This is a genomic window from Cutibacterium sp. KBN10P07758 (genome assembly GCF_050286205.1).
Taxonomy (GTDB): domain Bacteria; phylum Actinomycetota; class Actinomycetes; order Propionibacteriales; family Propionibacteriaceae; genus Cutibacterium; species Cutibacterium acnes.
Genome location: NZ_JBNNQV010000001.1, coordinates 2,177,333 through 2,200,012, shown reverse-complemented (window position 1 = coordinate 2,200,012; position 22,680 = coordinate 2,177,333). Strand labels below are relative to the sequence as shown.

Below are 22,680 nucleotides of genomic sequence, written 5' to 3'. Positions count from 1 at the left end.
GCTTCGTCGCTATGATCAGCGCGGCATTGTGGAGACTATCGGGATGAGGCCCATGTTGGCCAAGTATTTCGAGAGCACCAGAACGCACCGCGTTTCGTTGAAGCGGTGGCTTCGGGCTGTAAGTGAGTGAGGGATGATGGCCAACAACTATGGCGTGTCGCGTAGGACGTTGCTCGGTGTGGGCGGGTTGATGCTTGGCGTTGGGCTGGTGGGTTGCTCTGATTCGGAGGAGGGTTGGGAATCAGTAACCGTTGATCGCATCACGGTGAGCCATCCCACGGAGTGGGTGGAGAAGCCACCGGAGAATGAAAATTTCACCAAGAATTTCACTGACGGCCCCCATGGCATGCAGATTGCGGGTCATTACAGTGACGACACCGAACCTACGTTGGCATGGTCCGTGCTTGAATTCATGATCCGCGGGACGTTCCAGGGCTACGACCCCAAGGGGTACCAGGAGATCACCGTCAAGGGCGCTGCCAGGGCGATCAAGTGCCCGTTTGACTTCACTTATAAGGGGAAATCTGCGCGAGGGTATTGGCTTGTTGCTTCGGGTGTGTTGCCCACAGAGGGTTCCGCGATCGTGCTTCTCCGTCTTCCCCGCGATGACACGAATCTGGTTGACAAAATTATTGCGTCGATGTCGTTCAAGGCGTGATCTTGCGCCCTGCTTGAGGTGGTAGAGATATGAGGCAAGATACTCGGTCGGCATGGGCGGACCCTACTTTGACGTCGCCGGCACCGAAGCGACGGTCTCGGACGTTTAACGTTGTTTTGGGGGTGTTGCTCACCATCGTTGCAGCAGGCATTGCCGATGTTGTCGTCGTGTGGTCGTGTGCTCTCGTCTATGACACGCGGCTAGGGGCAGCGCTTCTGGGGTGCCTGGGTGCGTTGGTGCTTTCGCATGTATGGGCATCGCGCCGGGCGTTGGCGACGGTGTGGTGGTCATGCGGATTGGTCCTGCTGTGTGTGGTGGGGATGGCCGTGTACGCGTGGGTGCGTGCGGGTCTGAGCCCGGTGGATCCCGTGGTTGTAGAAACGCTTGCTCCGATTCTTCCGGTGGCGGCTTGTACCGCGGTCGGTACGGGGTATGTGTGGCGGTTGTGCGCGCGACTCGTGGCAGACCATCGCAGCTTGTGAACCGGGACTAGGCAGCTGTCTAGCGCGGTGGAGGAGCGGTTCGGTTCCGACGCGTGATGTACGGACATCCGGTTGATCCCATGGTTTGGGCCCGGCTTGGGCCCCGGTTTGGGGCCATGGGCTCAGGTGCGGCTATGGGTTTCTTTTTATGCTCTCCCCTGTATTGGGTAGGTAGTGGAGGGGAGACCCATGCGGACAAGGGACGATCGGGGTGCCGCCGCGCCGGAATACATCGCAATTCTCCTTATTGCGGCTATGTTCACCAGTGCGGTGGCGGTCGGCGTCAAGCCGGAATGGGTGCAGCAGAAGGTGTGCCAGGCCTTGGCGGTTATCTTCGGGAAGGGTTCGTGTGCTCCGGCGAGCCAGCCGAAGCCGCCGGCCCAGCAGCTGCCTAAGCGCTGCTTGATTCACTCCGACGAGAATGCCACGTCAATCTATGCCGAGGGAAAGATCACCTGGGTCACGATCGGTGGGGAAGGTGGATACGGCTACCATTTGGTTGAGTACAGCGATGGTAAAGCTGACGTTGAATTGTTCTATAACGTCGGGGCAAGTGCCGGCGCCGCAGCGCCTGGCTGGAGTAAAGGCCCCGCCAGCCTCGACGCGTCCATCACCGGGTCGGCAAAGTACACGAAGGGTGAGACTGTCCATTACGACAGCGTCGCCGCTGCTCGCGCAGATCGGGACAGCTTGAACAAGTACGCTCGAGAACGTGCGCTGGCGGTCATGCATCTTGGCAGTGCCCCCGATGTCCCCAACTCCCGGCTTTCTTCGACTTCGAGGACAGTAGAAGTCGATGTCAAAGGTAAGGCGACTCTCAAGGTTAAGGCTAAAGTCGGTGGTCACGGTTCAGCCGATGCTGGTGCCAGCGGCAGTGTTAACGGCATTGTTCAGTACATAACTAAGCGTGATTCGAAGACCGGTGCGGTAACGCACACGGTTGAAGCTTTGGGATCGGCTAATGGTGATGCCCATGCGAACGCGGGCGCGACGATGGGTAACCACGGCGTCAAAACACCAACTGTCGGCGGTCATGCCGGGCTTGATGACGATACCTCGGTGTCGGTAACCAAAGACAATTCTGGGAAGATTACAGAGCTTGTCATCACCAAGAGCGGTGCCGAAGGCGCCGATTTCGGCGTGGATGGTGACTTCAAAATTTGAGCTGGGTAAGCCGAGGCTTGTTCCTGGTCCGGGTAAGCCGAGGCTTGTTTCTGGTCCGGGTAAGCCGAGGCTTGTTTCTGGTCCGGGTAAGCCGAGGCCTGTTCCTGGTCCAGTTAGGTGGAAGCCTGAGCCCAATAAGACTCGCGATGCCGGTAACAACGAGGGCCGCCACGGCAAGCAGGGCAAGGGGAGTACTTTGTCTAAGAAGCCGGGTCGCGAGGAGGAGTCCGACGGTGACCACAAGAGTCGTGAGACGACCACCATCCGGGTAGCCGTCAACGACCAGAACCGGAGTCAGGTCGAAAAGTGGCTCGGGGATAACGATGTCGGCCCCTCCAACGCAGTGCCACTGCTGGTCAAGGCGCGGTTTATGAACCCGCTGGACGCTGACGCCACTAACGACTTCGCTAAGTTTCTTTACCAGTCTGAGGACACCCAGATCGACACGCAGACGAGCAGTGAGACTTCCGATTTGAAGGACGATTCATATGACATTTTGGTCGCGAAGGTCGGAGAAAAAGATGCTAGGGAATCCAGCTCGTCCACCGGTCAGATGGGTTATCTCTTGGAGAACGGCAAACGTGTCCCCAAGATTAGTGAGGGGTGCAAGTAAGTGACTCCCCGCAGACCTCGATGAGTGCCTGCGAGGCAGTCCTAGACTCCACTGCATGATCAATGTCGGCTCGGCTACCAACTCGCATCCCGCCCGCACCCTCGTCATGGGGGTCGTCAACGTCACTCCTAACTCGTTCTCTGACGGAGGCATGTGGGCCGATCCTGAGGTGGCCATCCGCCACGCTCGCGACCTCGTTGTCGAAGGAGCTGACATCATCGACGTCGGTGGTGAATCGACCCGTCCGGGCACCGAACGCACCCCCGAGCACGAAGAATTGCGCCGCGTCCTGCCCGTCGTCAAAGCTTTGGTGGCCGACGGGGTAGCCGTCTCCGTCGACACTATGCGCGCCTCAGTGGCCAAGGCTGTTGTCGAGGCAGGAGCCACCATCGTCAACGACGTCTCTGGGGGCAAGGCTGAACCGGAAATCCTTGATGTCGTTGCCGACGCTGGCGTCGATTACGTTCTCATGCACTGGCGCGGTCAATCCGCCACTATGCAGAACCTTGTCGACTATGACGACGTGGTAGCCGACGTCATTTCTGAGACCTCCCAGCAGGTCGACGCAGCTATTGCCGCTGGAATCGACCGTAGGCGCATCATCGTCGACCCGGGCATTGGTTTCTCCAAGACTTCCGAGCACAACTGGCAGCTCATGAACGCCGTTGACGCCTTCCAAGAAGGATTTGCCGACCTTCGTGTCCTGTGGGGAGTTAGTCGCAAGCGCTTCCTTGGTGAACTTCTCGCCCAGAACGGGGAGGACCGTCCGGCCCTCGAACGCGATGCGAGCACCATGGCCCTGTCGACTTATTTCGCCCTTCATCACGCCTGGTGTGTGCGCACCCACGAAGTTCGGGCCAACCGCGACGCCGTGGAGACCGTTGCCCGCCTTCTCGCCTGACGCGGTAATCTGCGCACTTGTCGGTAAAGTCCGATTGTGGCGAACAGGTAACCTTCCGCCATGACCTACGGACAGATCACCCTGACGGGCATCCGTGCCCACGCGAACCACGGCGTGCTTGCCAGCGAGCGTGAACTCGGTCAGCCTTTCAGCGTCGACGTGAGCCTTGACGTCGACATGGATACCGTCTCTGACGACCTCACCCAGGCCGTCAACTATGCGACGGTCGCACAGCGGGTGCTCAACATTCTCACCAGAGAGCCGGTGAGTCTCATCGAAACCCTGGCTGGCAAGATTGCTGACACCGTTCTTGCGATCAGTCCGCGTGTCCATTCTGTCCAGGTAACCGTTCACAAGCCACATGCCCCCGTAGGGGTTGCCCTCGACGACGTAGCCGTCACGTACCGAAAGGATGCCGAGTGAAAACCGTATTCAGCCTGGGTTCCAATATGGGAGACCCTTTTGCCCATCTGCGAGACGCCGTCCGCCTGATCGCCGAAACTCCCGGTATTCACGACGTCGTCGTTTCGCCCGTCTATGTCACCGCTCCGATCGGGGGAGTGGAGCAGGATGACTTCCTCAACCTCATCGTCGTTGCGACTAGCGACCTTCCTCCGTCAGTCCTGTTGGAGCGCGCCCATGTCATCGAGGCAGCCCACGGGCGCGATCACACCATCCCGAATGGTCCTCGCACCCTCGACGTTGATCTCATTCGCGTTGGCGACGAGACCGTCACCACCGACGAGTTGACCCTTCCACACCCCCGTGCACATAAGCGCGCCTTCGTTCTGGTGCCGTGGCGCGACGCCGACCCTGAGGCTGAATTGCCCGGGTACGGTCGGATCGCCGATCTGGTCGCCTCCTTCGATGCTGACGAGCTGGCTGACGCCGTTAAGCCTTATTCGCGTCAGATTGACGTAGCTGGGGTCACCGTTGCAGGAGAATGGGACGAGAGGCACGACGAGGAGGATGTATGACACGGAGCTTGCCACCCGAGTGGGATGACGACCGGCGACCTGGCGGCGGTAACCCTCAAGGCAACATCGCTCCGACCGATTGGAAGGTCATCATCGTGGCGGCCCTGTGCGGGGCCGCCCTGGGATGGTTTGCGCTGAGTATTTATAAGATCAATGACGTTACCGTGCCGATCTTGCCGTGGTCTTTGCCGGTGGTCATCCTTGTTGCCGCCATCGCAACCTGGGGGTACGCGCGGGCTTTCCGTACCAAGGTTGTTGATCCACAACGTGAGGTCGAGGCGAACCAAGGGCTCGTCTCGCTGGCATTGGGTAAAGCGATCGCCCTATCTGGCGCTGCGCTTGTCGGCGCTTGTATCGTGTACGTGCTGACCTTCGTGTGGCATCTCAACATTCCCTATCCGCGCCAGCGCGCCATCGTCGGAGGAGTGACGGCCATCACCTGCGCCGCCATGGCTTGGGCTGGATGGTTCCTGGAAAACGCCTGTAAGGTTCCTAAAGGGCCTGATGATTCTGAAAAGCATCCCAAGGGGTGACGGCGGACAAGATCACGACTCGCCGGGATCCAGTGCTTGACCAGAGGCTAAACGGGCTGTACTTGTGGCCTCCTCGCACGATATGATGATGCCCGTGAGCGGTGAGCATGATCCCAAACGGGTTGAAAAGGACACTGGCGAGCGCAGAGGTGTGCTCGCCCTTCTCATTGTGGCAACGATTGTTGCCGCTGTGTGTGGGGTAGTTCCCTCTATTTGGGCGGTCCGGGCTGGTGTGCTCGTTGCCCTCGTGGGGGCTTGGATTTCTGTCTTTATGGCGTGGCGCCAAGTTGATGCCATTCGCCGGATGCATTTCGACACCCTCAAGGAGCTTCGTCACGCCGCCTCGGAGCAGGAGAAGCGTCATCATGCCGAGTCCATGGAGATGATTGACACCTTCTCGCGTCGGGTTGGCTCTATCTCGAAAACCCTTGCTGATACCCGTGCCAAGCTCGATCGTGCAGAGAGCGAGCTGTCGACCCTACGCGGCGACAAGGCGGCTCTGCAGTACAAGGTCACCGCTGGCAACAAGAAGGTTGCTTCCCTTGAGATGCGTATTACCGAGCTGGAGACAGAGCTTGATGCTCTGCTGGCTGACGGTCGGTCCGGGCGCCTGACCACCCTGCGTACCGTCACTGATGCAGGTGTCCCCACCGCCGAGGAGATCTGGGAGCGCGGTAACGACGCGACTATCGCTGATCTGTCCCGAGTCGCTTTCCCGCGCTTATCTGAGGGGACTCGCGAGACTCGTCGCCAGGCCTGACGCTTAGCTTGCCAAATGTGACGCGGGGTCTAGCTTCCGGCTGGGCCCCGCGTTGTTGCGTCACCCCGATACCAGCTCACTTATCGAGGTCTCCTAGCGTCCATCCCAAGGAGGCAATGGTGGCCTCAACGTCGTCAACTCGAGTGCCGGGAAGCACCGCCTCCAAGACTTGAACGTTGGCGAAGGTCGGGGTGCGCAAGGCCATCCGCCACGGTGTCGTGCTGCCGCGGGACTCTAGCAGGTATCCGGCACGTCCCCAGGGGGCCTCTATAGTCGTCCAGGTGCGTCCCCGAGGGGCCTTGATGGCGGTTGGTAGACGAGTCTCCAGAGGCCCGTCCAAGCTCGGCAGCCGGTCGAGGATCTGACGGCATAGGCTCGACGACACCGCCGCATCGTTACATAACGTTGCCAGTCGTGAGTAGGCGTCACCACGGGGCTCTATGACGACCTCAGGCCACTTCAGCTCGTCGTATACCGCGGTGCGCCGTCGAGTATCTAGGTCGACCCCGCTAGCCCGGGAGACGGGCCCTGATAAACCATAGCGATCGATCATATTCGTGGGTATGACGGCCACGCCGCGCACGCCGACGGTGGCGTCGAGAGCGGTACGCAGTTGCGTCACAAGCGCATTAGCGTCGTCAAGCCACTCACCCAATGCGGGCTGCCATTCACTCTCTGGATGGATCCGAAGTCCCCCGATACGGGTGATCATAGGATGGATTCGATTTCCAGAGCACCTCTGCCAGATCCTTCGGGCGTTTTCAATTGCTGTAGCGATCGCATTTTCAAGGCCAGCATCATCACAGTGATGGCCTACCCATGACAAAAATGTGAAGTGTGAGGTGATTCTGCTGAACTCAGCGAGCAGGGTTCGTATCCATGCTACGCGAGTTGGGATGGTGATGCCCATCGCGTCCTCGATAGCATGGGCTGCGCCGGTCTCACCGATGAATGGAGCTGTCCAGTCATGACGTGATGCAAGCATCGGAATCTGGCGGTAATCGCGAACTTCGAAAAGTTTTTCATCACCGCGGTGAAGGGTGCCGACATTTACCTGGGAAGAGATGATGACGTCGTCATCGACAGTTGTGGCGATAGTGACGAGTCCCGACCGAGTGGGGTGAAGGTGCCCGAGATCTAGCCGAGTCACCTCGTATTTTTTGCCGGGGTTACCATCGGCGGATTGACTAGGATGCGTTAACGGCATCGATCCGATGACGAACATGATCTTTCGCATGGAACTGAACACACGTTGAGGATGCCGCATTGCACGCCTAGATGCATCTTCACGACAACGATTCGTCAACAAAAAACTGGATCCGCCTTGTGATTTTCGTGGTCATGAATATAAGCTGTAGTGTAAAGGTCGAAGTTGTATCTACGGCGCAAGTCTGAAAGGAATGCCATGGCACAGCGTGTGCGTGTTGATCTTGTCGATGATGTGGACGGAAGCCCAGCTGAGGAATCCGTCAATTTCGCTCTTGATGGTGTCAACTATGTGATTGACCTGTCCGCCGAGAACGCCTCCAAACTGCGCGATGCTCTGTCCTTGTGGGTTGATCATGCTCGTCGCACTGGTGGCCGCCGTACTCGTGGTCGTCGCCCAACCGGGGGCCCGACCGCTAACGAGGTTCGTCAGTGGGCCAAGAGCCAAGGCTACGAGGTCTCGGAGCGTGGCCGCGTCTCTAACGAGATCCGTGAGGCCTACCAGCGCACTCACTGATTCCAGTTTATGTGACCGTCTGACAAGGCGAGTCGGTTGCGACGCCGGAGCGGGATAGCTCCGGCGTCGCGCTGTTCTACTTGGGTTGTGCCAGCGGCGTAAACAGGTTTCGCAGATCTGTCGGCAGCGGTTATTAGACTGAGCACACAGGCTGACGGTCCAGTGCCGTCGGTTGGTTGCATGAAAGTTTCACGCGACCGCGGGTAGATCGGTCATCCGGTATTTCCGGGGATTGGTCTGCCCCACATACAAGGAGAGTTCATGTTCGAACGGTTCACCGATCGGGCCCGCCGGGTCGTCGTCCTGGCCCAGGATGAGGCCAAGGCCCTGAACCACAATTACATTGGCACTGAGCACCTGCTGCTCGGGCTCATTAGCGAGGGCGAGGGAGTCGCTGCCAAGGCTCTCGAGTCCCTTGACATTTCACTGGAGGCTGTTCGCGCCCAGGTGGAGGAGATTATTGGTCACGGCACTTCGACGCCGACGGGCCATATTCCCTTTACCCCGCGTGCCAAGAAGGTTCTTGAGCTGAGCCTGCGCGAAGCCCTCCAGATGAATCATTCGTACATTGGCACCGAGCACATTCTGCTTGGCCTTATCCGGGAGGGAGAAGGCGTCGCTGCTCAGGTACTGATCCGGCTGGGTGCTGACCTCAACACGGTGCGCAATAGCGTCTTGCAACTGTTGCAGGGATATCAGGGCGACGAGCGTCAGGCCGCCACTTCCGGTGCCCCCGAGGCCGGACCGCAGCAGTCCTCGGCGACGATTCTTGACCAATTCGGTCGCAACCTTACCGAGGCCGCCCGCGACGGCGAGCTCGACCCGGTTATCGGGCGTGAGAGGGAAATCGAACGAGTCATGGTGGTGCTGAGCCGGCGCACCAAGAATAACCCGGTTCTTATTGGTGAGCCTGGCGTCGGTAAGTCTGCTTGTGTCGAGGGCCTGGCTCAGGCCATCGTGCGTGGAGACGTTCCCGAGACTCTGCGTGACAAGAAGATTTACTCCCTGGACCTTGGCTCCATGGTTGCGGGATCGCGTTACCGCGGTGATTTCGAGGAGAGGATGAAGAAGGTCCTCAAGGAGATAAAAAATCGCGGGGACATCATCCTGTTCATCGACGAGATCCACACCCTTGTCGGCGCCGGTGCCGCTGAAGGGGCAATCGACGCTGCCAGCATGCTCAAGCCGATGCTGGCTCGCGGCGAGCTGCAGACTATCGGTGCGACGACCCTTGATGAGTACCGTAAGTACATCGAGAAGGACGCCGCCCTGGAGCGTCGCTTCCAGCCGATCCAGGTAGACGAGCCCTCGATCCCCCTGGCCATCGAGATCCTTAAGGGTCTGCGCGACCGGTACGAGGCCCACCACAAGATCACCATCACCGACGAGGCAATCACCTCCGCAGCGAATCTTGCGTCCCGTTACATCCAAGACCGCTTCCTGCCAGACAAGGCCATCGATCTCATTGACGAGGCCGGTGCCCGGATGAACATCCGCCGCATGACGGCCCCGCCGGATCTGCGCGAGTTCGACGAGCGGATTGCTCGTGTGCGAGTGGAGAAAGAGGCCGCCATCGACGCCCAGGATTTCGAGCGTGCTGCTGGGCTGCGCGACGACGAAAAGAAACTTCTCGCCGAGCGTGAGGCCAAGGAGGAGGAGTGGAAGCAGGGTGACGAGTCGGTGCCAGCCGTGGTCGGCCCTGATGAGATCGCCGAGGTGCTCTCTGGAGCTACCGGAATTCCGGTCTTCAAGCTCACGGAGGAGGAATCCCAGCGTCTGCTCCACATGGAGGACGAGATCGGCAAGCGTTACGTCGGCCAGGAGGACGCCGTTAAGGCCCTGTGCCGCTCTATCCGACGTACCCGTGCCGGCCTCAAGGACCCGAAGCGTCCGGCAGGTTCGTTCATTTTTGCTGGCCCGTCGGGTGTTGGTAAGACCGAGCTCACCAAGGCGCTCACCGAGTTCCTCTTTGGCGACGAGGACGCCCTCATCACCCTCGACATGAGCGAGTACTCCGAGAAACACACCGCTTCGCGGATGTTTGGGTCCCCGCCTGGATTCGTCGGGTACGAGGAGGGCGGCCAGCTCACCGAGAAGGTGCGCCGCAAGCCGTTCAGCGTCATTCTCTTTGACGAGATTGAAAAGGCCCACCCCGATATCTTCAACTCTCTGTTGCAGATTCTTGACGAGGGACGTCTTACTGACGCCCAGGGCCGTGTAGTGGACTTTAAGAACACCGTCATTGTGCTGACGACCAACCTTGGCACCCGCGACATTTCCAAATCAGTCAATCTCGGCTTTTCCAAGGCCGACGACGTCGAGTCTAGCTACGAGAAGATGAAGGCCAAGGTTACCGAGGAGCTCAAGGGACACTTCCGTCCCGAGTTCCTCAACCGCCTTGACGAGATCATCGTCTTCCATCAGCTCACCCAGCCCGACATCCTACGGATTGTCGACCTCATGGTGGGGCAACTGGAGGATCGTCTGGCCGACAAGGACATGGGTATCGAGGTCACTCCGGCTGCCAAGGAACTGCTGTCCACGCGTGGTTTCGACCCGCTGCTCGGTGCTCGTCCGCTGCGCCGGACGATCCAGCGCGACATCGAGGACGTCCTAGCCGAGAAGATCCTCTTCGGGGAGGTCAAACCTGGTCAGATCGTGGTGGTCGATGCTGCCCCGGAGGGTTCCGAGGAGCCGTTCGTCTTCACCGGCACGGAGCGCTCAGAGCTGCCTGACGAGGTTCCTCCTGAGCTCACCTCTTCGGCAGGGGAAAATAACAGGGGGCAGCAGGGCTGATTCCCTGATAACGATGGCCGTGGCCCGGTGCATTATGCGCCGGGCCCGTTCCTCACACCAGCACCGCCTGCAGGGCGAAGGACACCAACCAGTGAGTAGCCATGAAATCGCCATGGGTGATTTGGTGGGAGACTTCGTTGATCTGGCGGGCAGTGGCTTTCTCGATACGATGGCGGGAGCCTTCGGCAAGCCACGTGGCCAGTGCGCGCAGCTGCCAGGCTCGTGACAAGCTCAGCCCATATAGGTGAGCAAGCTTGCCGTCCGTGCCGTCTGTCACCCTGGGCACGTTCAGGAGATTATCGTCAGACTGTCCCAGACGCGGCAGGAATGTGTGTAGCCACGTCCCGAACTCATTGGTTCGACCCTCGACGTCATACACCCGAGCCATGAGGTGGGCCTCGCTCAACGCCGCCGACAAAAAGTCATTGCCACTCGGCTCCCACGAAGACGGGTAGTCAACGTCGGCGTCGAACAAGCGATGAGAGTGTTCCACAATGGCTTCGATGACCTCAGGGCGTTGCAGCGACCGGGCAGCGTCCAGACACAGACCGATGCCGAAGGCGGTGTTGTCGTGGGTGCCAGTGCGTACCGGGAAGGTGAGGGTCGGCAGCCACGCGAGCAGATTCTCGAAAACTTGAAGGCTGATAATGCGGGTGGCCGACGCCCACGTCGTGCCCGTGAGGGGAGCACACTGGGCAGCGAGCAGGGTTGCCCATCCCCAGCCGTAGGGACGCTCGTACCCGCGATGAATACGCAGATACTCGGCCTCCACGCGAGCGTTCTCGTCGGTCAGACGGTCATTGAGAACGCCGTTCAAGGCGTCGATTGTTGTGTGGTCGATCACCTGATTCGCGCAACGGAGCAGGGTGACCGCCGACCACTGCATGTGGACCGACGAGTGCCAGTCCAAGCAACCGTGGAAGGCCGGGTGGAGGCGCCATGGAGTGACGTCGACATCGTCTGGTCCCGAGGATTGGTGGGCTGACCCCCACGGGAAGGGACGATTGAGTCCGCCAATGATGGTTTTCGCCCAGATTGGGGCGTCATCGTCGAGAGTCATAGCAAACCTCCTGGGAAGCAGCACAGGTACATAATGAGGATGGTGCAGACCAGTAGCGGAACTGCAGTGGGTATCTGCGCCTTAATCGGACCATAGCTATCGTCGAGCTCAAGTAGAGCGGCCGGAACAAGATTGAAGTTCGCAGCCATCGGCGTGCACAGGGTGCCGCAGAACCCCGCCAGCATACCCATGGCGAAGACGGCGGCCATATTGCCGTGGAAGTGTTGGATGAGCAGCGGCCAACCGACGGCAGCAGTCATCACTGGGAAAGCCGCGAAAGCGTTACCCATAATGAGGGTGAACAAGGCCATCCCAAGGCAGTAGACGCACACCGCTGCGAAGAGACTTTCTGAAGGAAGGATCCACGAGGTGATACGCCCCACCGCATCGCCGACACCGGCGTTGTTGAATAAGGTGCCAAGGGTCGCCAGGAACTGCGGCAAGATAGCTGCCCATCCGATATGACCGAGCAGTCGGTCTCCCTCTTTGAAAGCCACCACTGGTGAACGCACCTTGAACATAATCATGGCTGTGACAAGGGCAATAACGGACGCCGCTCCTAGACCAATGATCGTTGCCATGCCGGTTTCTAGTAGCGGCGACCCGTCAAACGACACGTTGCGCATCCCAGCCACTGCGAAAATGGCAGCCACGAACGGGATGATGAGGGCAAGCATAAAGAGCTTGTTGCCGAATTTCTTTGCTGACTTTTCTCGCTCGGCCTCGGTGGTCGTCTCGGTAGAGCCGCGACCCGGAAAGCGACAAGCGGCCAGCACAACCAGGAGGAGCACCGCGATACCCTCGACGAGAGTAGGTGCAGTCTTGTTGATGACAAAGCTGCCGTAGCCAAATGAGAAGGCCAGGATTGCCCAAAAAGCGGCCGACCCGAAGCGCTTGTTGTCCTCGCGGTCCCGCAGCCGGACGACCGCGGTGACGAGGAAAAGGAATCCACACAACCAGTAGAACCATTCCACCTTAATCATTCGTGGACCCCCTGCTCCGGGTTGCCTCCGGAGGGCAGGCTGACGGTGTGGCCAGGCTCAGGGACCTCATCGGTGTCGACGTTGTCGCCTCCCTCGGCAGCCATCTTGGCGAGTTTGCGGTCCAACAACCACAGTCGGGGTGCATGGATGAGGAAGGCACAAATGGCCGTCGGAATGGCCCACAAAGCGATTTGGAGAGCTTCGAGTTTGAGGTTGTAGGTGGCATCAACGAATCCAGTGATGAGCAGAATCGACCCGATGGCAATGAACACGTCCTCGCCGAAGAACAGTCCGATGGTGTCTGCTGAGGACGCGTAGGAGCGCAGTTTCTCGCGCATCTTGCGGGTGTATCGCGGGTGGGTGCGTCGAGCCGCAGCCTCAGCCATCGGTACGACGAGGGGACGCACCGCCTGGGCTGGCCCACCAATGGACGACAGCCCTACAGCTGCGGTGATCTGACGCACAGCAAGGTAGACGGCAAGGAGCTTTCCGGCCGTCATGGACTTCATCTTCGACATCAAGCGGCCGGCCTGCTGCATGAGACCGTGGCGTTCGAGCAACCCGATAACGGGTAACACGACGATGAAGACCGTCACGGAACGCGAACTGGCGAATCCAGTTCCGAAGGTCTCGATGAGCTTGACCGGTGACATTCCGGCGATGAGGCCGGCAGCGATTCCTGCGACGGCTACCACGAGCATGGCATTGAGCCGCAAGGCAAAGCCGATGACGACGATCGCCACGGCGAGTAAAACCCACATGGTGCGCTCCTCTCGTGTTCTGGGGTGTTGTGGCGTCACTTTAGAAGCGATCGGACCGCCTGAAGGTGTCTCTACCCAGAAAACGTGTTGACCGGGAGGGATCTCGGCGCCACCCTTATGTCATGGCAACTGTTGATCTCAACGCGGACATGGGGGAATCTTTCGGATCGTGGAAGACAGGTGACGATGAGTCCCTGCTGGGAATTGTCACCTCCGCAAATGTGGCCTGCGGATTCCATGCTGGTGACGCCGTCGTCATGGGCCAGACTTGTAAGGCTGCTGCGGAACACGGGGTGTGCATCGGCGCCCACGTGTCTTACCGGGACCTCGCCGGGTTTGGTCGCAACTTCATCGACGTTGACCCTGGACGGTTGCGCGATGAGGTCATTTACCAGTTGTCGGCACTGCGTGGAATTGCTGCAGTCCATGGCGCCTCGGTGCGCTACGTCAAGCCTCACGGCGCCCTGTACAACACGATCGTTCACCACCAGGCTCAGGCCAAGGCAGTCGTCGAGGCGATTGACGCTGTCAACTCCGCCACGGGTGCCGATATGGCCATTTTAGGCTTGCCGGGAGCTCTTGTCCTTGACCTCGCTGAGCAGCAGGGCGTCCGTACTCTGAGTGAGGCGTTCGCCGATCGGGCTTACAACCCCGATGGCACCTTGGTATCACGTCGCCAGGAGGGGTCAGTGTTGCATGATCCGGGCGAGGTCGCTGAGCGCGTTGTGACGCTGGTGACTCAGGGATCGGTAACGGCTATCGACGGCACCAAGGTACCGATTAAGGTAGATTCGGTGTGTGTTCATGGTGACACCCCGGGAGCTGTTGCGATGGCTACGGCAGTGCGTGATCGCCTTGCCTCCACCGGGATCGAACTGCGGGCTGCCGCATGAGGTTGTTGCCGGCTGGACGGACGGCAGTGCTCGTCGAATTGGATGATGCCGGTCAGCGTCGTCGCCTGCATCGGACTTTGAGTGAGCATCCGGCGGTGGGAACGGTCGATCTCGTCCCGGCCCAGACGACGGTGCTCATCGACGTCGAGTCGCCCGATCAGTTACCGGCAGCTGTCGCTCACGTCCAGGAGTTTATCGCCGCAGGATTGGACTGCGTTGAACAAGGAGCGCGGGAAATCGTCGAGGTGCCAGTTCGCTATGACGGGCTGGACCTATCTGACGTGGCGGAATTGCTCAGTATGACCACGGACGAGTTGGTGAAGCGCCACAGCGATCAGCAATGGACGGTGGAATTTGCCGGGTTCATGCCTGGATTTGGGTATATGTCCGGAGCTGATTGGCCGTACCGGATCCCGCGTCGGGATAGCCCTCGAACCAGGATTCCGCCGGGCAGTATCGCCTTGGCTGATGGATTCACCGGCGTCTACCCGCAAGCCTCCCCGGGCGGCTGGCAGATTATTGGCACGACTGACGCAATCTTGTGGGATGAGACGGCTGACCCGCCAGCTCTACTACTCCCGGGAGCCGTCATCAGATTCGAGGTGGTGGACTCATGACCCACTTCGTAGTGGAGACAGCCGGGCCGAGAACCCTCATTGAGGACGCTGGCCGTCGAGGCTGGGCGGATCTAGGAATCAGTGGCTGCGGAGCATGGGATCGCCGGGCCTATCTGGACGGTGCTCGGCTCGTCGGTAATGGTGCTGGATTGGGGTGTCTGGAGATTCTGCTCGGACCGGTGCGGCTGAGATGTGTCGGGGGTCCTGTCCTCGTTGCGGTGACAGGGGCGGATGCCCAGATCGATTTGGATGGAGCGCCGCGCCCTAGCGGCTGGGGATTTCTCGTTACAGATGGTCAGACGGTGAGCATCGCCATGCCAGCAACCGGTTTGCGGAGCTACTTTTCTGTGACCGGAGGAATTAACGCGTCGCCCACCTTTGCCAGCGTCTCGGCTGATCCGACCCGTGGGATGGGCCCGGCCCCGCTGAAGGCAGGCGACCGTGTGAGCGTCGGTGATGGCCCAGCTGGTCTCATCTCGACGACTCCTGTCGACATTCAGCAGGCACCAACGGAACTCGTCCTTCATGGGGTATGGGGACCTCGCGACGATTGGTTTACCGATGCTGGGCGGCGTTCCCTCGAGCAGACACCGTGGCGAGTCGCACAGGCGAGCGACCGAGTGGGCACGCGGTTGGAAGGACCTTCGCTGGAAAGAGCGGTGACCGGGGAGTTAACGAGTGAGCCGGTGATGCGAGGCGCGATCCAGGTACCTACCTCGGGAGTGCCTCTGGTCTTTGGGCCGGACCATCCGACGACTGGAGGTTATCCAGTTATTGGGGTTGTCGATCCAGAGGATGCTGACCGTCTTGCTCAGGCTCGGGCAGGGGTCGTCGTGAGGTTCGCGATGACCGCTCATGACTGGTGACGAGCATGACGTTGAAGTGTTAGCTATAAGCATAATGCCTAGTCCAAGGCTTGTTTATGACGTAATCGTGCAGGTTTCAGTGACGATGCGGTACGTGTCCCCGTCGACCTGCGGGAGGTACGATCGTCTCTTGGCCTAACTTCTTCTTTCTCTAGGAGACCCCTTGTCGCCTGAGCAGTCGTCCGTTGCCCATGTCGAACACCTTGCCCGGGACAGAGACGGGCACGTCGTCACTGAGGAGCAGGCCTGGAGCGCCCTGTGGGCCCTTCTTATCGGCTTCTTTATGATCCTCGTAGATACGTCGATCGTCACGACCGCTCTGCCGGCGACCATCCGCGCGCTCAACGCCAACCTCAACCAAGGCGTGTGGATCACGAGTGCATACCTACTCACTTATGCCGTCCCGCTGCTGATTACCGGACGTATGGGTGATCGCTGGGGACCGCATCGTATGTACATCATCGGCATGCTCGTCTTCGGAGTTTCTTCACTGGCATGTGGTCTGTCCCCGACGATTGGCGTCCTTATCGCTGCTCGGGCGGTTCAGGGCATCGGAGCTGCCCTTATGACCCCACAGTCTCTGTCGATGATTACCCGACTTTTCCCACCGGAGAAGCGCGGTGCTGCCATGGGCCTGTGGGGAGCCACTGCCGGTGTCGCGAGTTTCGTCGGTCCTGTGCTCGGCGGCATCCTTGTTGACACCCTGGGCTGGGAGTGGATCTTCTTCGTCAACGTCCCGGTTACCGTCATCGGGTTGTGGCTGGCTATCCGTAATGTGCCTGCTCTCGAAACCCACGGCCATGCCTTCGATTGGTGTGGCGTCGTCTTGTCGGGTATCGGCATGACCCTGCTGGTTTTCGGTATTCAGGAGGGAGAACAGTACAACTGGGGGACGATCACCGACATCATTTCCGTGCCGCTGCTCATCGTCCTCGGTGTGGTCTTTATGGTGCTCTTCGTCGTCTCACAGACGCAGTGGGCGCAATCCCGCTTGCATGCTCGTTCGACCAACTTTGAACCACTGGTTCCGCTGCGACTGTTTACCAAGCGCAATTTTACTCTCGCCAATATCGCGATTTTCCTCGTCGGCATGCTTGTAACTTCCTATTTTCTGCCGACGGCCATCTATCTGCAGAACGTGCGTGGCAAGTCCCCGACGGTGGCCGCCCTGTTGTTGATTCCAACCGCTGTCGTCTCCGGCGTGCTGTCTCCGGTTGTTGGACGGGTCCTCCAGCACCGTCGGTCTGGCCGGATGGCTGCGATTGGCGTCTCGCTATATGTGATTTCCTCCATCGGATGGTGGCTGTTCACAGTGCCGTCCACCGGTCTGTGGGTGTTCCCGCTGCTATCTGTCATCACCGGCGTTGGTGCGGCTCTTACCTGGAGTCCGATTTCCCTGGTTGGTACCGATGACCTCGGTCAGGCCGACGCTGGAGCCGGTTCAGGTGTTTATAACGCCACCCGTCAGGTCGGGTCAGCGCTGGGGTCGGCTTTTATCGCGATGATGATGGATGCCCGAATCATGGCTCGTCACGATCTGGGGCGAGGTCTCGGTGAGTCGATGTTTATCACGATTACTGCTGGAACGATCTGCGTAATCGTCTGTGCATTCTTTGCGAACTTTCAGCGTTCGCGCCAGCGCAATTCTTGAGTGTACTCATCTGTGAGGCCGGTGGACCGCGCAGAGACGCCCTTCGCTGGACCCGTAGGATGATCATATGAGGATTGCCATCGGAGGGTTCGCCGGTCTTATCGGCACAGCGCTGGTGCAACGTCTGCGCAAAGAAGGCCATGACGTCGTCACGTTGACTCGTCATAAACCCATCCAGCCCTCTGATCGACGCTGGGATCTTGACACTCTCTCCATCGCGCCGCCTTTCCTCGACGACGTTGACGCTGTGGTCAACTTGGCTGGAGCACCGATCGCTGATGGACGCTGGACTGATGAACGCAAGACTCGCATCCTCGCCTCCCGCATCGACTCGACACGCGTTGTCGTCCGCGCCTTAGCATCCTCGCCGCGCTGCCGGATCTTCCTCAATGGTTCAGCGGTCGGCTACTACGGTCCGCACGGCGATGAATGGCTTGACGAGAACGATCCCGCCGGTGCGGGATTCCTGGCCGAGGTGTGCCAACGCTGGGAGACAGCCGCAAACTCTGCCCCTGACGGGGTGCGGGTAGCGACCCTGCGAACCGGTCATGTCGTGAGTTCCTTTGGCGGCATGTTGGGCAAGGAGCGACCGTTCTTCCAATTCGGCCTGGGCGGCAAGATCCGCGACGGAAGTCAATACATGTCGTGGATTAGCCTGCACGATCACGTATCAGCAATGATGAAAGTTCTGACTGACGACGCTATGAGCGGGCCGGTGAACCTCGTGAGTCCGAACCCGTGCACCAATGCCGAGTTCACCACGGCGTTGGCTCAGGCGATGCACCGTCCGTCTGTAATCCCATTCCCGGTTCCGGCAGCAAAGATGATCTTCGGGTCTCAACTCGTCGACGAAGCGCTGTGTTCGGGGCAGCGGGTTAAGCCAGCCAAACTCCTTGAGCACGAATTCGAGTTTCGTGACACCTCCATTACCGAGTCAATAACTTCAGCACTTGCAGGACGCCGATGAGTCAGAATAACCAACGTCCCGACGGTTTCTCTCGCCCCGATGAGTGGGGATCGTGGCAGGACGAACCACAGCAGAACCACGGCGATGCGTCAGGGGCGGCTTCACACGCTAGACCGGCGCAACGAGACGAGTCGACGGCATCTCAGCCTGAGCCTTACCGCTCGGTTGACGTAGACCCCTCATGGGCGCCTCCCTCGGCGTCGTACCAGCAGGCGACTCCCCGACCGGTTGCCCGAGTGAAGCGTCACAGTGATGTTCCGGTCGTCACGTGGACCCTCATTGGTATCTGTTTCCTGGTGTGGGTGGGGGAGTGGTTAAGCCCTCAGGTGGGTGAGGCCGTTGTGTTGGCCCCACGAGTCGGATTCACCGAGCCGTGGCGATTCGTCACTTCGATGTTCGGGCACGCGCTGAGTATCTTCCATATTGGCTTCAATATGTACGCGTTGTGGGCCCTTGGCCGATCTCTAGAGCCCTTCCTCGGACGCGCCAGGTTCCTCGCTGCTTACCTCATGTCTGGCCTGGGTGGTGGGGCGCTGTTCTGCCTGATGGCCACTGCGGATGGGGGCAGGGCGATCTTGCCGAACGTTGATGACGGTGTCGTCGGGGCCTCGGGTGCGATTTTTGGTCTCTTCGGTGTGCTGCTCATCGTGCAGCGACGCCTCGGGGCCTCGACGCGGGAATTATGGGTCGTATTGGCTATTAACGCCGCCCTGTTGCTTTTCATCTCTGGGATCGCATGGCAGGCCCACCTTGGGGGTTTTCTCGTCGGAATGATGTGCGGGGTTATTTTCTTCGAGGACCCCAAACGTATTCAGGCAGGCAAGTCCGCGCAGACATGGCCTCGAATGGCTTTGTTACTGTTTGCCATGGTGGCCGCGCTGGTGGTCAAATACCTGGTGATCTGATATGCGTTTGGTGGCGGTCAGGAAATGGTGAGATCGGCGAGATCAGCTGGTCGGTGACGTGCGATGTGTAGCCCCTCCTGAACGGCCCACATGGCCCACTGGTCGCGAAATTCTGGGTCCCGGGCTAGGGCCCGGTGGCGCCTGAGCGGTGCGGAGACTTCGCACCACACTCGCAAGGATGCCAAAGGTGCATTCGTCGGCGTCAGTACCCCGCAGCCCTCGATAACGAGGGGACGATTCGCATTCAGGATGACTTCGTCGTCGAAGCGGTTTTGATACCAGTCCCATCGCCGGTACCGGCGTCTAGCGACGAGATCACGCAGATCCCACACTGCTGACAATCCGGACCAGCCGGGGTACAGGTCGTCAGCGTGGACGAGCTGCCAGTCGGCATGGTGACAGATGAGGGTATTGGCTAAGGTAGTTTTGCCTGCTCCAGAGCGCCCATCGATGAGGACAACCGGCTGCCCGTGTCGTAAAGGTTCGGCAAGGATGAGTTCTTCCAGAAGGTCAAAGCGGTTGGCGTCAATGAGCACCTCACCAGTCTCGTCGCCTTGGGCCAGGGAAAGCAACGATGGAGGCGGTCAGCCCGTCATCAGGTAAGTAGTTCCACGCAGTAGCCCCAAGCTATCAGCGCCGTTGCGCTTATGCAGCAAGATACCCAGCCCGCTCAACGAGTACCGCGATGCGGACTCGACTGTCGACGTCGAGCTTGGTCTGAATCGTCGACAGATGCGCCTTGACGGTGCTTGCCGAAACGTTTAACCGCGCGGCGATGGCGTCATTGGTTAGTCCCTCGGCCACCGCTATTGCAACCTCTCGCTCCCGGTCAGTGAGGGCGGAAAGGGTCTTGCGGGCAGCCCCGCGGACCCGTCTACCAGCGTCGCCCCGCAACTGTTCCAGAAGTTGGCGGGTCGACGTCGGGGACATGAAGGCATCCCCAGCGTGGACCGCACGCACGGCATTGACGATGTCATCAGGTGAGGAGGCTTTCAGTAGGAACCCCGATGCCCCGGCGTGAACCGCGTCGGTGATGGCCGCGTCGGCGGTGACGGTAGTGAGGACGACGACCTTGGGTGAACTCGGGGAATGGGTGATTCGCGATGTTGCTTCCACACCACTCATTCCGGGCATTCGCAGGTCCATGAGGACCACATCGGCCTGGGGAGCCTGCCTCACGGCTCCGTCGCCGTCACTGGCCTCACCGACCACCTCAAGGTCATCAGCGGCCTCAAGGATCTGGCGCACAGCCCTGCGTACGAGCGTGTCGTCGTCGACGAGTAAGACGCGAACGGGCAGCATGGCCACATCCTATGATGTCTATCGTTTGCGATCCGTCGCGGCACCACTGTGGTCTATTGGAAACGGGCGGGGATGATTATCACTGCCACGGGATGTCCACATGGACGTGGAACAGATTGTCATCAAGACCGTAGTGAAGGCTGCCCCCAAGTAGCTCGACACGCTCGGTGATCCCCTTAAGCCCGCGGGAATGGGCACTCGGCCCACCAGCCCATCCACCGATGTAGCCGTTCGTCGCGTCGATGCTGATTCCGTCTCGGGGATTTCCGCGTGTGCGCAGGGTCGTCGTCTGCCCGGGTGCGTGCTTGGCCGCGTTAGTGAGCAGCTCCTGAACGATGCGGTAGACGGCCCTCGACACAGCGGGATCGACGCGATCGGCGTCCTCAATGAAGACGCTCGAATTGAGAGGCTGACCGGCGCCGAAGGACTCGTCAATGACCTCGGCCAGTTTCGACAGGGGCAAGTCCGGTGTCACGCGGGACTCGGTAAGCACCGACAGCAGGGAATGCAGGTCATTGACGGCTGCAGCTGCCCCAGCCTGTACCTCGTGGGCGGCCTTGACGACGTCCGGATTGTCCCGAAGTTGAGTCTCTAGCGCCCCGGACTGCAGGCTGAGAAGGGACAATCTATGGCCGAGTTGATCGTGGATTTCCTGAGCGATGCGCTCGCGTTCTTCACGGCGTGACAGTTCGTCGCCGAGTTTGGCGTTGGTGGCCTGCGCGACGTCGCGCTCCCGGGTAAGTGAGGTCGTCGCGCGTTGGGTGCGGCGCCACAGCCCCGAACCAATGGAGATGATGAGCCCGGCGGCGATGAAGGCCGCAACGGTGAACCAAGAGACTGTCAGGTCAGCAGCGTCAGGGGTGTTTGCTGGGGACAAGAGAGTTTTGATCGTCGACGCGGCTTTCGGAGACCTGGCGGCGTCCACAATTCCCACGATGGTGGTCGTGATCGTCACGGCTGCGGTGGCCCACCATGATGCCGCGCCACGTCGTCGTCCCAGCAAACATGCCAGGGCGATGAGAGGAACAGTGTTACCGATCGGTAGGACCAGGCTGATTGCCGCTGTGACGAGGGTGATTGTGAATGGTTGACGATGTCGCCATAGCAGCCCGACCGGCAAAACCATATCTGCGACGAGGGCGGCGACTCCGTGCAGCACGGTGAGACCGGAGGGATTCTGCGCCGTCATGCGGAGGGCCAGTGGACAGAACGCGGTCGAGGTGAAGCATCCGAGTATTCCGATGGCGATGAGGACGATGGACAGCCAAACAGCGGGCCTGCGATCGTCGCCCACGACTTCGTACTCGATCATGCCCTCATCCTAAGGGCGGTTTCGGTAGGGCTGCCTCGACCGGATGGGCGAAAACACCTGCCCAATCGGCCACCTGCGGTCTGTCCGTTCGGCCGATGCGGGAGGGCCCGATCCCGGGATGCACTGGTGTGGAGCCGAAAGGAGACACCAATGTCCAATGACCAGCAACCACCCCACTACCCACAACCGCAATACCCGGGAGAAGGTCCGCAAAGTCAGTCCAACCCCCAATATGCCCTGAACTCAGGCGGAATGCCGCCGTCGAAGCCAAAAAAGCCGATCTACAAGCGGGTGTGGTTCTGGATTGTTATCGCCGTCGTCATTCTGGGGATTTTCGCAGCTCTGGGAGGAGGGTCGAAAGGAGGTGACGAGCAGAAATCCGGTAGCGACAAGGCCGCGTCGGCCCCAGCTACGAGCCAGGCCAAGGAGGCTGACAAGTCTGCGGGAAAGCCCGCTGAGAAGCCTGCCGCGAAGACCACCGACGAGGATCAAGTCAAAGGTGATCTTGCCCTGCTCAAGGGTTGGAAGTTGAAAAAGGACGAGTTCTCTGCCCATGTGACGGGGTACGTGCGCAACAACTCTGACGAGTCGATCAACAACTACATCCAGATCGAATTCAACGCCTATGACGCGTCCGGCAGCAACACGGACACCTGTCTGGCCAACACCAACACCATCGATGCCCACGGCAAGTGGAAGTTCGATGCGATTTGTTCCCAAAACCCTAGTGAGATCAAGACCGTGTAATTGAAGGAC

Annotated in this window: 25 protein-coding genes; 18 read left to right on the top strand and 7 right to left on the bottom strand. The window is 59.8% G+C overall.

Features of this window, described 5'->3' with window-relative positions; translation table 11 throughout:
• Positions 1 to 133 precede the first annotated feature (133 nt).
• The 9 genes from ACOYO3_RS10895 (at position 134) to ACOYO3_RS10855 (ending at position 6,088) form a co-directional block, all read left to right on the top strand.
• Positions 134 to 658, top strand: a complete 525-nt coding sequence (locus tag ACOYO3_RS10895; protein WP_002518701.1) for a hypothetical protein — start codon at positions 134 to 136, stop codon at positions 656 to 658.
• 29 nt (positions 659 to 687) lie between these two features.
• Positions 688 to 1,140, top strand: coding sequence for a hypothetical protein (locus ACOYO3_RS10890; RefSeq protein WP_002522336.1), 453 nt, complete (start codon positions 688 to 690; stop codon positions 1,138 to 1,140).
• Between the two features lie 189 nt (positions 1,141 to 1,329).
• Positions 1,330 to 2,304, top strand: coding sequence for a hypothetical protein (locus tag ACOYO3_RS10885; RefSeq protein WP_427305886.1), 975 nt, complete (start codon positions 1,330 to 1,332; stop codon positions 2,302 to 2,304).
• A gap of 196 nt (positions 2,305 to 2,500) precedes the next feature.
• A complete protein-coding gene (locus ACOYO3_RS10880; RefSeq protein WP_002517130.1) occupies positions 2,501 to 2,917 on the top strand; it encodes a hypothetical protein in 417 nt (138 codons plus the stop codon).
• Between the two features lie 55 nt (positions 2,918 to 2,972).
• Positions 2,973 to 3,818 carry a dihydropteroate synthase gene (folP, locus tag ACOYO3_RS10875; RefSeq protein ID WP_002517047.1) on the top strand — a complete coding sequence of 282 codons (846 nt, stop codon included), beginning with the start codon at positions 2,973 to 2,975 and terminating at the stop codon, positions 3,816 to 3,818.
• A 60-nt stretch (positions 3,819 to 3,878) separates the two neighbouring features.
• Positions 3,879 to 4,241 (top strand): dihydroneopterin aldolase, encoded by a 363-nt coding sequence (gene folB / locus ACOYO3_RS10870; RefSeq protein ID WP_002517487.1) that lies wholly within the window; start codon positions 3,879 to 3,881, stop codon positions 4,239 to 4,241.
• Positions 4,238 to 4,795: a 2-amino-4-hydroxy-6-hydroxymethyldihydropteridine diphosphokinase gene (gene folK, locus ACOYO3_RS10865; protein WP_002517188.1), complete on the top strand. Its 558-nt coding sequence runs from the start codon at positions 4,238 to 4,240 to the stop codon at positions 4,793 to 4,795. The genes folB and folK overlap by 4 nt, the downstream gene beginning before the upstream one ends.
• On the top strand, positions 4,792 to 5,328 hold the full coding sequence (locus ACOYO3_RS10860) for a DUF3180 domain-containing protein (protein WP_002517092.1): 537 nt from the start codon (positions 4,792 to 4,794) through the stop codon (positions 5,326 to 5,328). Before folK ends, ACOYO3_RS10860 begins: the two co-directional genes overlap by 4 nt.
• Positions 5,329 to 5,410: 82 nt before the next feature.
• Positions 5,411 to 6,088 (top strand): hypothetical protein, encoded by a 678-nt coding sequence (locus tag ACOYO3_RS10855; RefSeq protein WP_002519978.1) that lies wholly within the window; start codon positions 5,411 to 5,413, stop codon positions 6,086 to 6,088.
• Between the two features lie 76 nt (positions 6,089 to 6,164).
• Here ACOYO3_RS10855 and ACOYO3_RS10850 read toward each other — a convergent pair whose 3' ends face one another.
• Complete coding sequence (locus ACOYO3_RS10850) at positions 6,165 to 7,325, bottom strand: NADH-quinone oxidoreductase subunit D (protein ID WP_427305932.1); 1,161 nt, start codon at positions 7,323 to 7,325, stop codon at positions 6,165 to 6,167.
• Between the two features lie 168 nt (positions 7,326 to 7,493).
• Between ACOYO3_RS10850 and ACOYO3_RS10845 the strand changes: the two genes are divergently transcribed.
• Complete coding sequence (locus ACOYO3_RS10845) at positions 7,494 to 7,811, top strand: histone-like nucleoid-structuring protein Lsr2 (RefSeq protein WP_002512999.1); 318 nt, start codon at positions 7,494 to 7,496, stop codon at positions 7,809 to 7,811.
• 261 nt (positions 7,812 to 8,072) lie between these two features.
• On the top strand, positions 8,073 to 10,607 hold the full coding sequence (locus ACOYO3_RS10840) for an ATP-dependent Clp protease ATP-binding subunit (RefSeq protein WP_002517213.1): 2,535 nt from the start codon (positions 8,073 to 8,075) through the stop codon (positions 10,605 to 10,607).
• A 52-nt stretch (positions 10,608 to 10,659) separates the two neighbouring features.
• Here ACOYO3_RS10840 and ACOYO3_RS10835 read toward each other — a convergent pair whose 3' ends face one another.
• The 3 genes from ACOYO3_RS10835 to ACOYO3_RS10825 are packed head-to-tail and all read right to left on the bottom strand — an operon-like array spanning position 10,660 to position 13,411.
• Positions 10,660 to 11,667: a DUF2891 family protein gene (locus ACOYO3_RS10835; RefSeq protein ID WP_427305885.1), complete on the bottom strand. Its 1,008-nt coding sequence runs from the start codon at positions 11,665 to 11,667 to the stop codon at positions 10,660 to 10,662.
• Positions 11,664 to 12,650 carry a DUF979 domain-containing protein gene (locus ACOYO3_RS10830; protein ID WP_002517285.1) on the bottom strand — a complete coding sequence of 329 codons (987 nt, stop codon included), beginning with the start codon at positions 12,648 to 12,650 and terminating at the stop codon, positions 11,664 to 11,666. The genes ACOYO3_RS10835 and ACOYO3_RS10830 overlap by 4 nt, the downstream gene beginning before the upstream one ends.
• Positions 12,647 to 13,411 (bottom strand): DUF969 domain-containing protein, encoded by a 765-nt coding sequence (locus tag ACOYO3_RS10825; protein ID WP_002524673.1) that lies wholly within the window; start codon positions 13,409 to 13,411, stop codon positions 12,647 to 12,649. Before ACOYO3_RS10825 ends, ACOYO3_RS10830 begins: the two co-directional genes overlap by 4 nt.
• A gap of 122 nt (positions 13,412 to 13,533) precedes the next feature.
• Here ACOYO3_RS10825 and ACOYO3_RS10820 point away from each other — a divergent pair, with 122 nt between their 5' ends.
• The 6 genes from ACOYO3_RS10820 (at position 13,534) to ACOYO3_RS10795 (ending at position 19,310) form a co-directional block, all read left to right on the top strand.
• Positions 13,534 to 14,304 carry a LamB/YcsF family protein gene (locus tag ACOYO3_RS10820; protein WP_002519979.1) on the top strand — a complete coding sequence of 257 codons (771 nt, stop codon included), beginning with the start codon at positions 13,534 to 13,536 and terminating at the stop codon, positions 14,302 to 14,304.
• Entirely contained in the window at positions 14,301 to 14,921 is a 621-nt protein-coding gene (locus ACOYO3_RS10815; RefSeq protein WP_002524674.1) for a 5-oxoprolinase subunit B family protein, read from the top strand. The genes ACOYO3_RS10820 and ACOYO3_RS10815 overlap by 4 nt, the downstream gene beginning before the upstream one ends.
• Positions 14,918 to 15,787, top strand: a complete 870-nt coding sequence (locus ACOYO3_RS10810) for a biotin-dependent carboxyltransferase family protein (RefSeq protein WP_002513006.1) — start codon at positions 14,918 to 14,920, stop codon at positions 15,785 to 15,787. The genes ACOYO3_RS10815 and ACOYO3_RS10810 overlap by 4 nt, the downstream gene beginning before the upstream one ends.
• A gap of 163 nt (positions 15,788 to 15,950) precedes the next feature.
• Positions 15,951 to 17,438: a DHA2 family efflux MFS transporter permease subunit gene (locus tag ACOYO3_RS10805; protein WP_002524675.1), complete on the top strand. Its 1,488-nt coding sequence runs from the start codon at positions 15,951 to 15,953 to the stop codon at positions 17,436 to 17,438.
• A gap of 67 nt (positions 17,439 to 17,505) precedes the next feature.
• Positions 17,506 to 18,405, top strand: coding sequence for a TIGR01777 family oxidoreductase (locus ACOYO3_RS10800; protein ID WP_002524676.1), 900 nt, complete (start codon positions 17,506 to 17,508; stop codon positions 18,403 to 18,405).
• Entirely contained in the window at positions 18,402 to 19,310 is a 909-nt protein-coding gene (locus ACOYO3_RS10795; RefSeq protein WP_002550964.1) for a rhomboid family intramembrane serine protease, read from the top strand. Before ACOYO3_RS10800 ends, ACOYO3_RS10795 begins: the two co-directional genes overlap by 4 nt.
• A gap of 17 nt (positions 19,311 to 19,327) precedes the next feature.
• Here ACOYO3_RS10795 and ACOYO3_RS10790 read toward each other — a convergent pair whose 3' ends face one another.
• From ACOYO3_RS10790 to ACOYO3_RS10780, 3 genes are all read right to left on the bottom strand, one after another.
• Complete coding sequence (locus ACOYO3_RS10790; RefSeq protein WP_002518705.1) at positions 19,328 to 19,882, bottom strand: hypothetical protein; 555 nt, start codon at positions 19,880 to 19,882, stop codon at positions 19,328 to 19,330.
• Between the two features lie 73 nt (positions 19,883 to 19,955).
• Entirely contained in the window at positions 19,956 to 20,612 is a 657-nt protein-coding gene (locus ACOYO3_RS10785) for a response regulator (protein WP_002517106.1), read from the bottom strand.
• Between the two features lie 79 nt (positions 20,613 to 20,691).
• On the bottom strand, positions 20,692 to 21,924 hold the full coding sequence (locus tag ACOYO3_RS10780) for a sensor histidine kinase (RefSeq protein WP_427305884.1): 1,233 nt from the start codon (positions 21,922 to 21,924) through the stop codon (positions 20,692 to 20,694).
• Between the two features lie 252 nt (positions 21,925 to 22,176).
• Here ACOYO3_RS10780 and ACOYO3_RS10775 point away from each other — a divergent pair, with 252 nt between their 5' ends.
• Positions 22,177 to 22,671 (top strand): FxLYD domain-containing protein, encoded by a 495-nt coding sequence (locus ACOYO3_RS10775; protein ID WP_002519985.1) that lies wholly within the window; start codon positions 22,177 to 22,179, stop codon positions 22,669 to 22,671.
• Positions 22,672 to 22,680 lie beyond the last annotated feature (9 nt).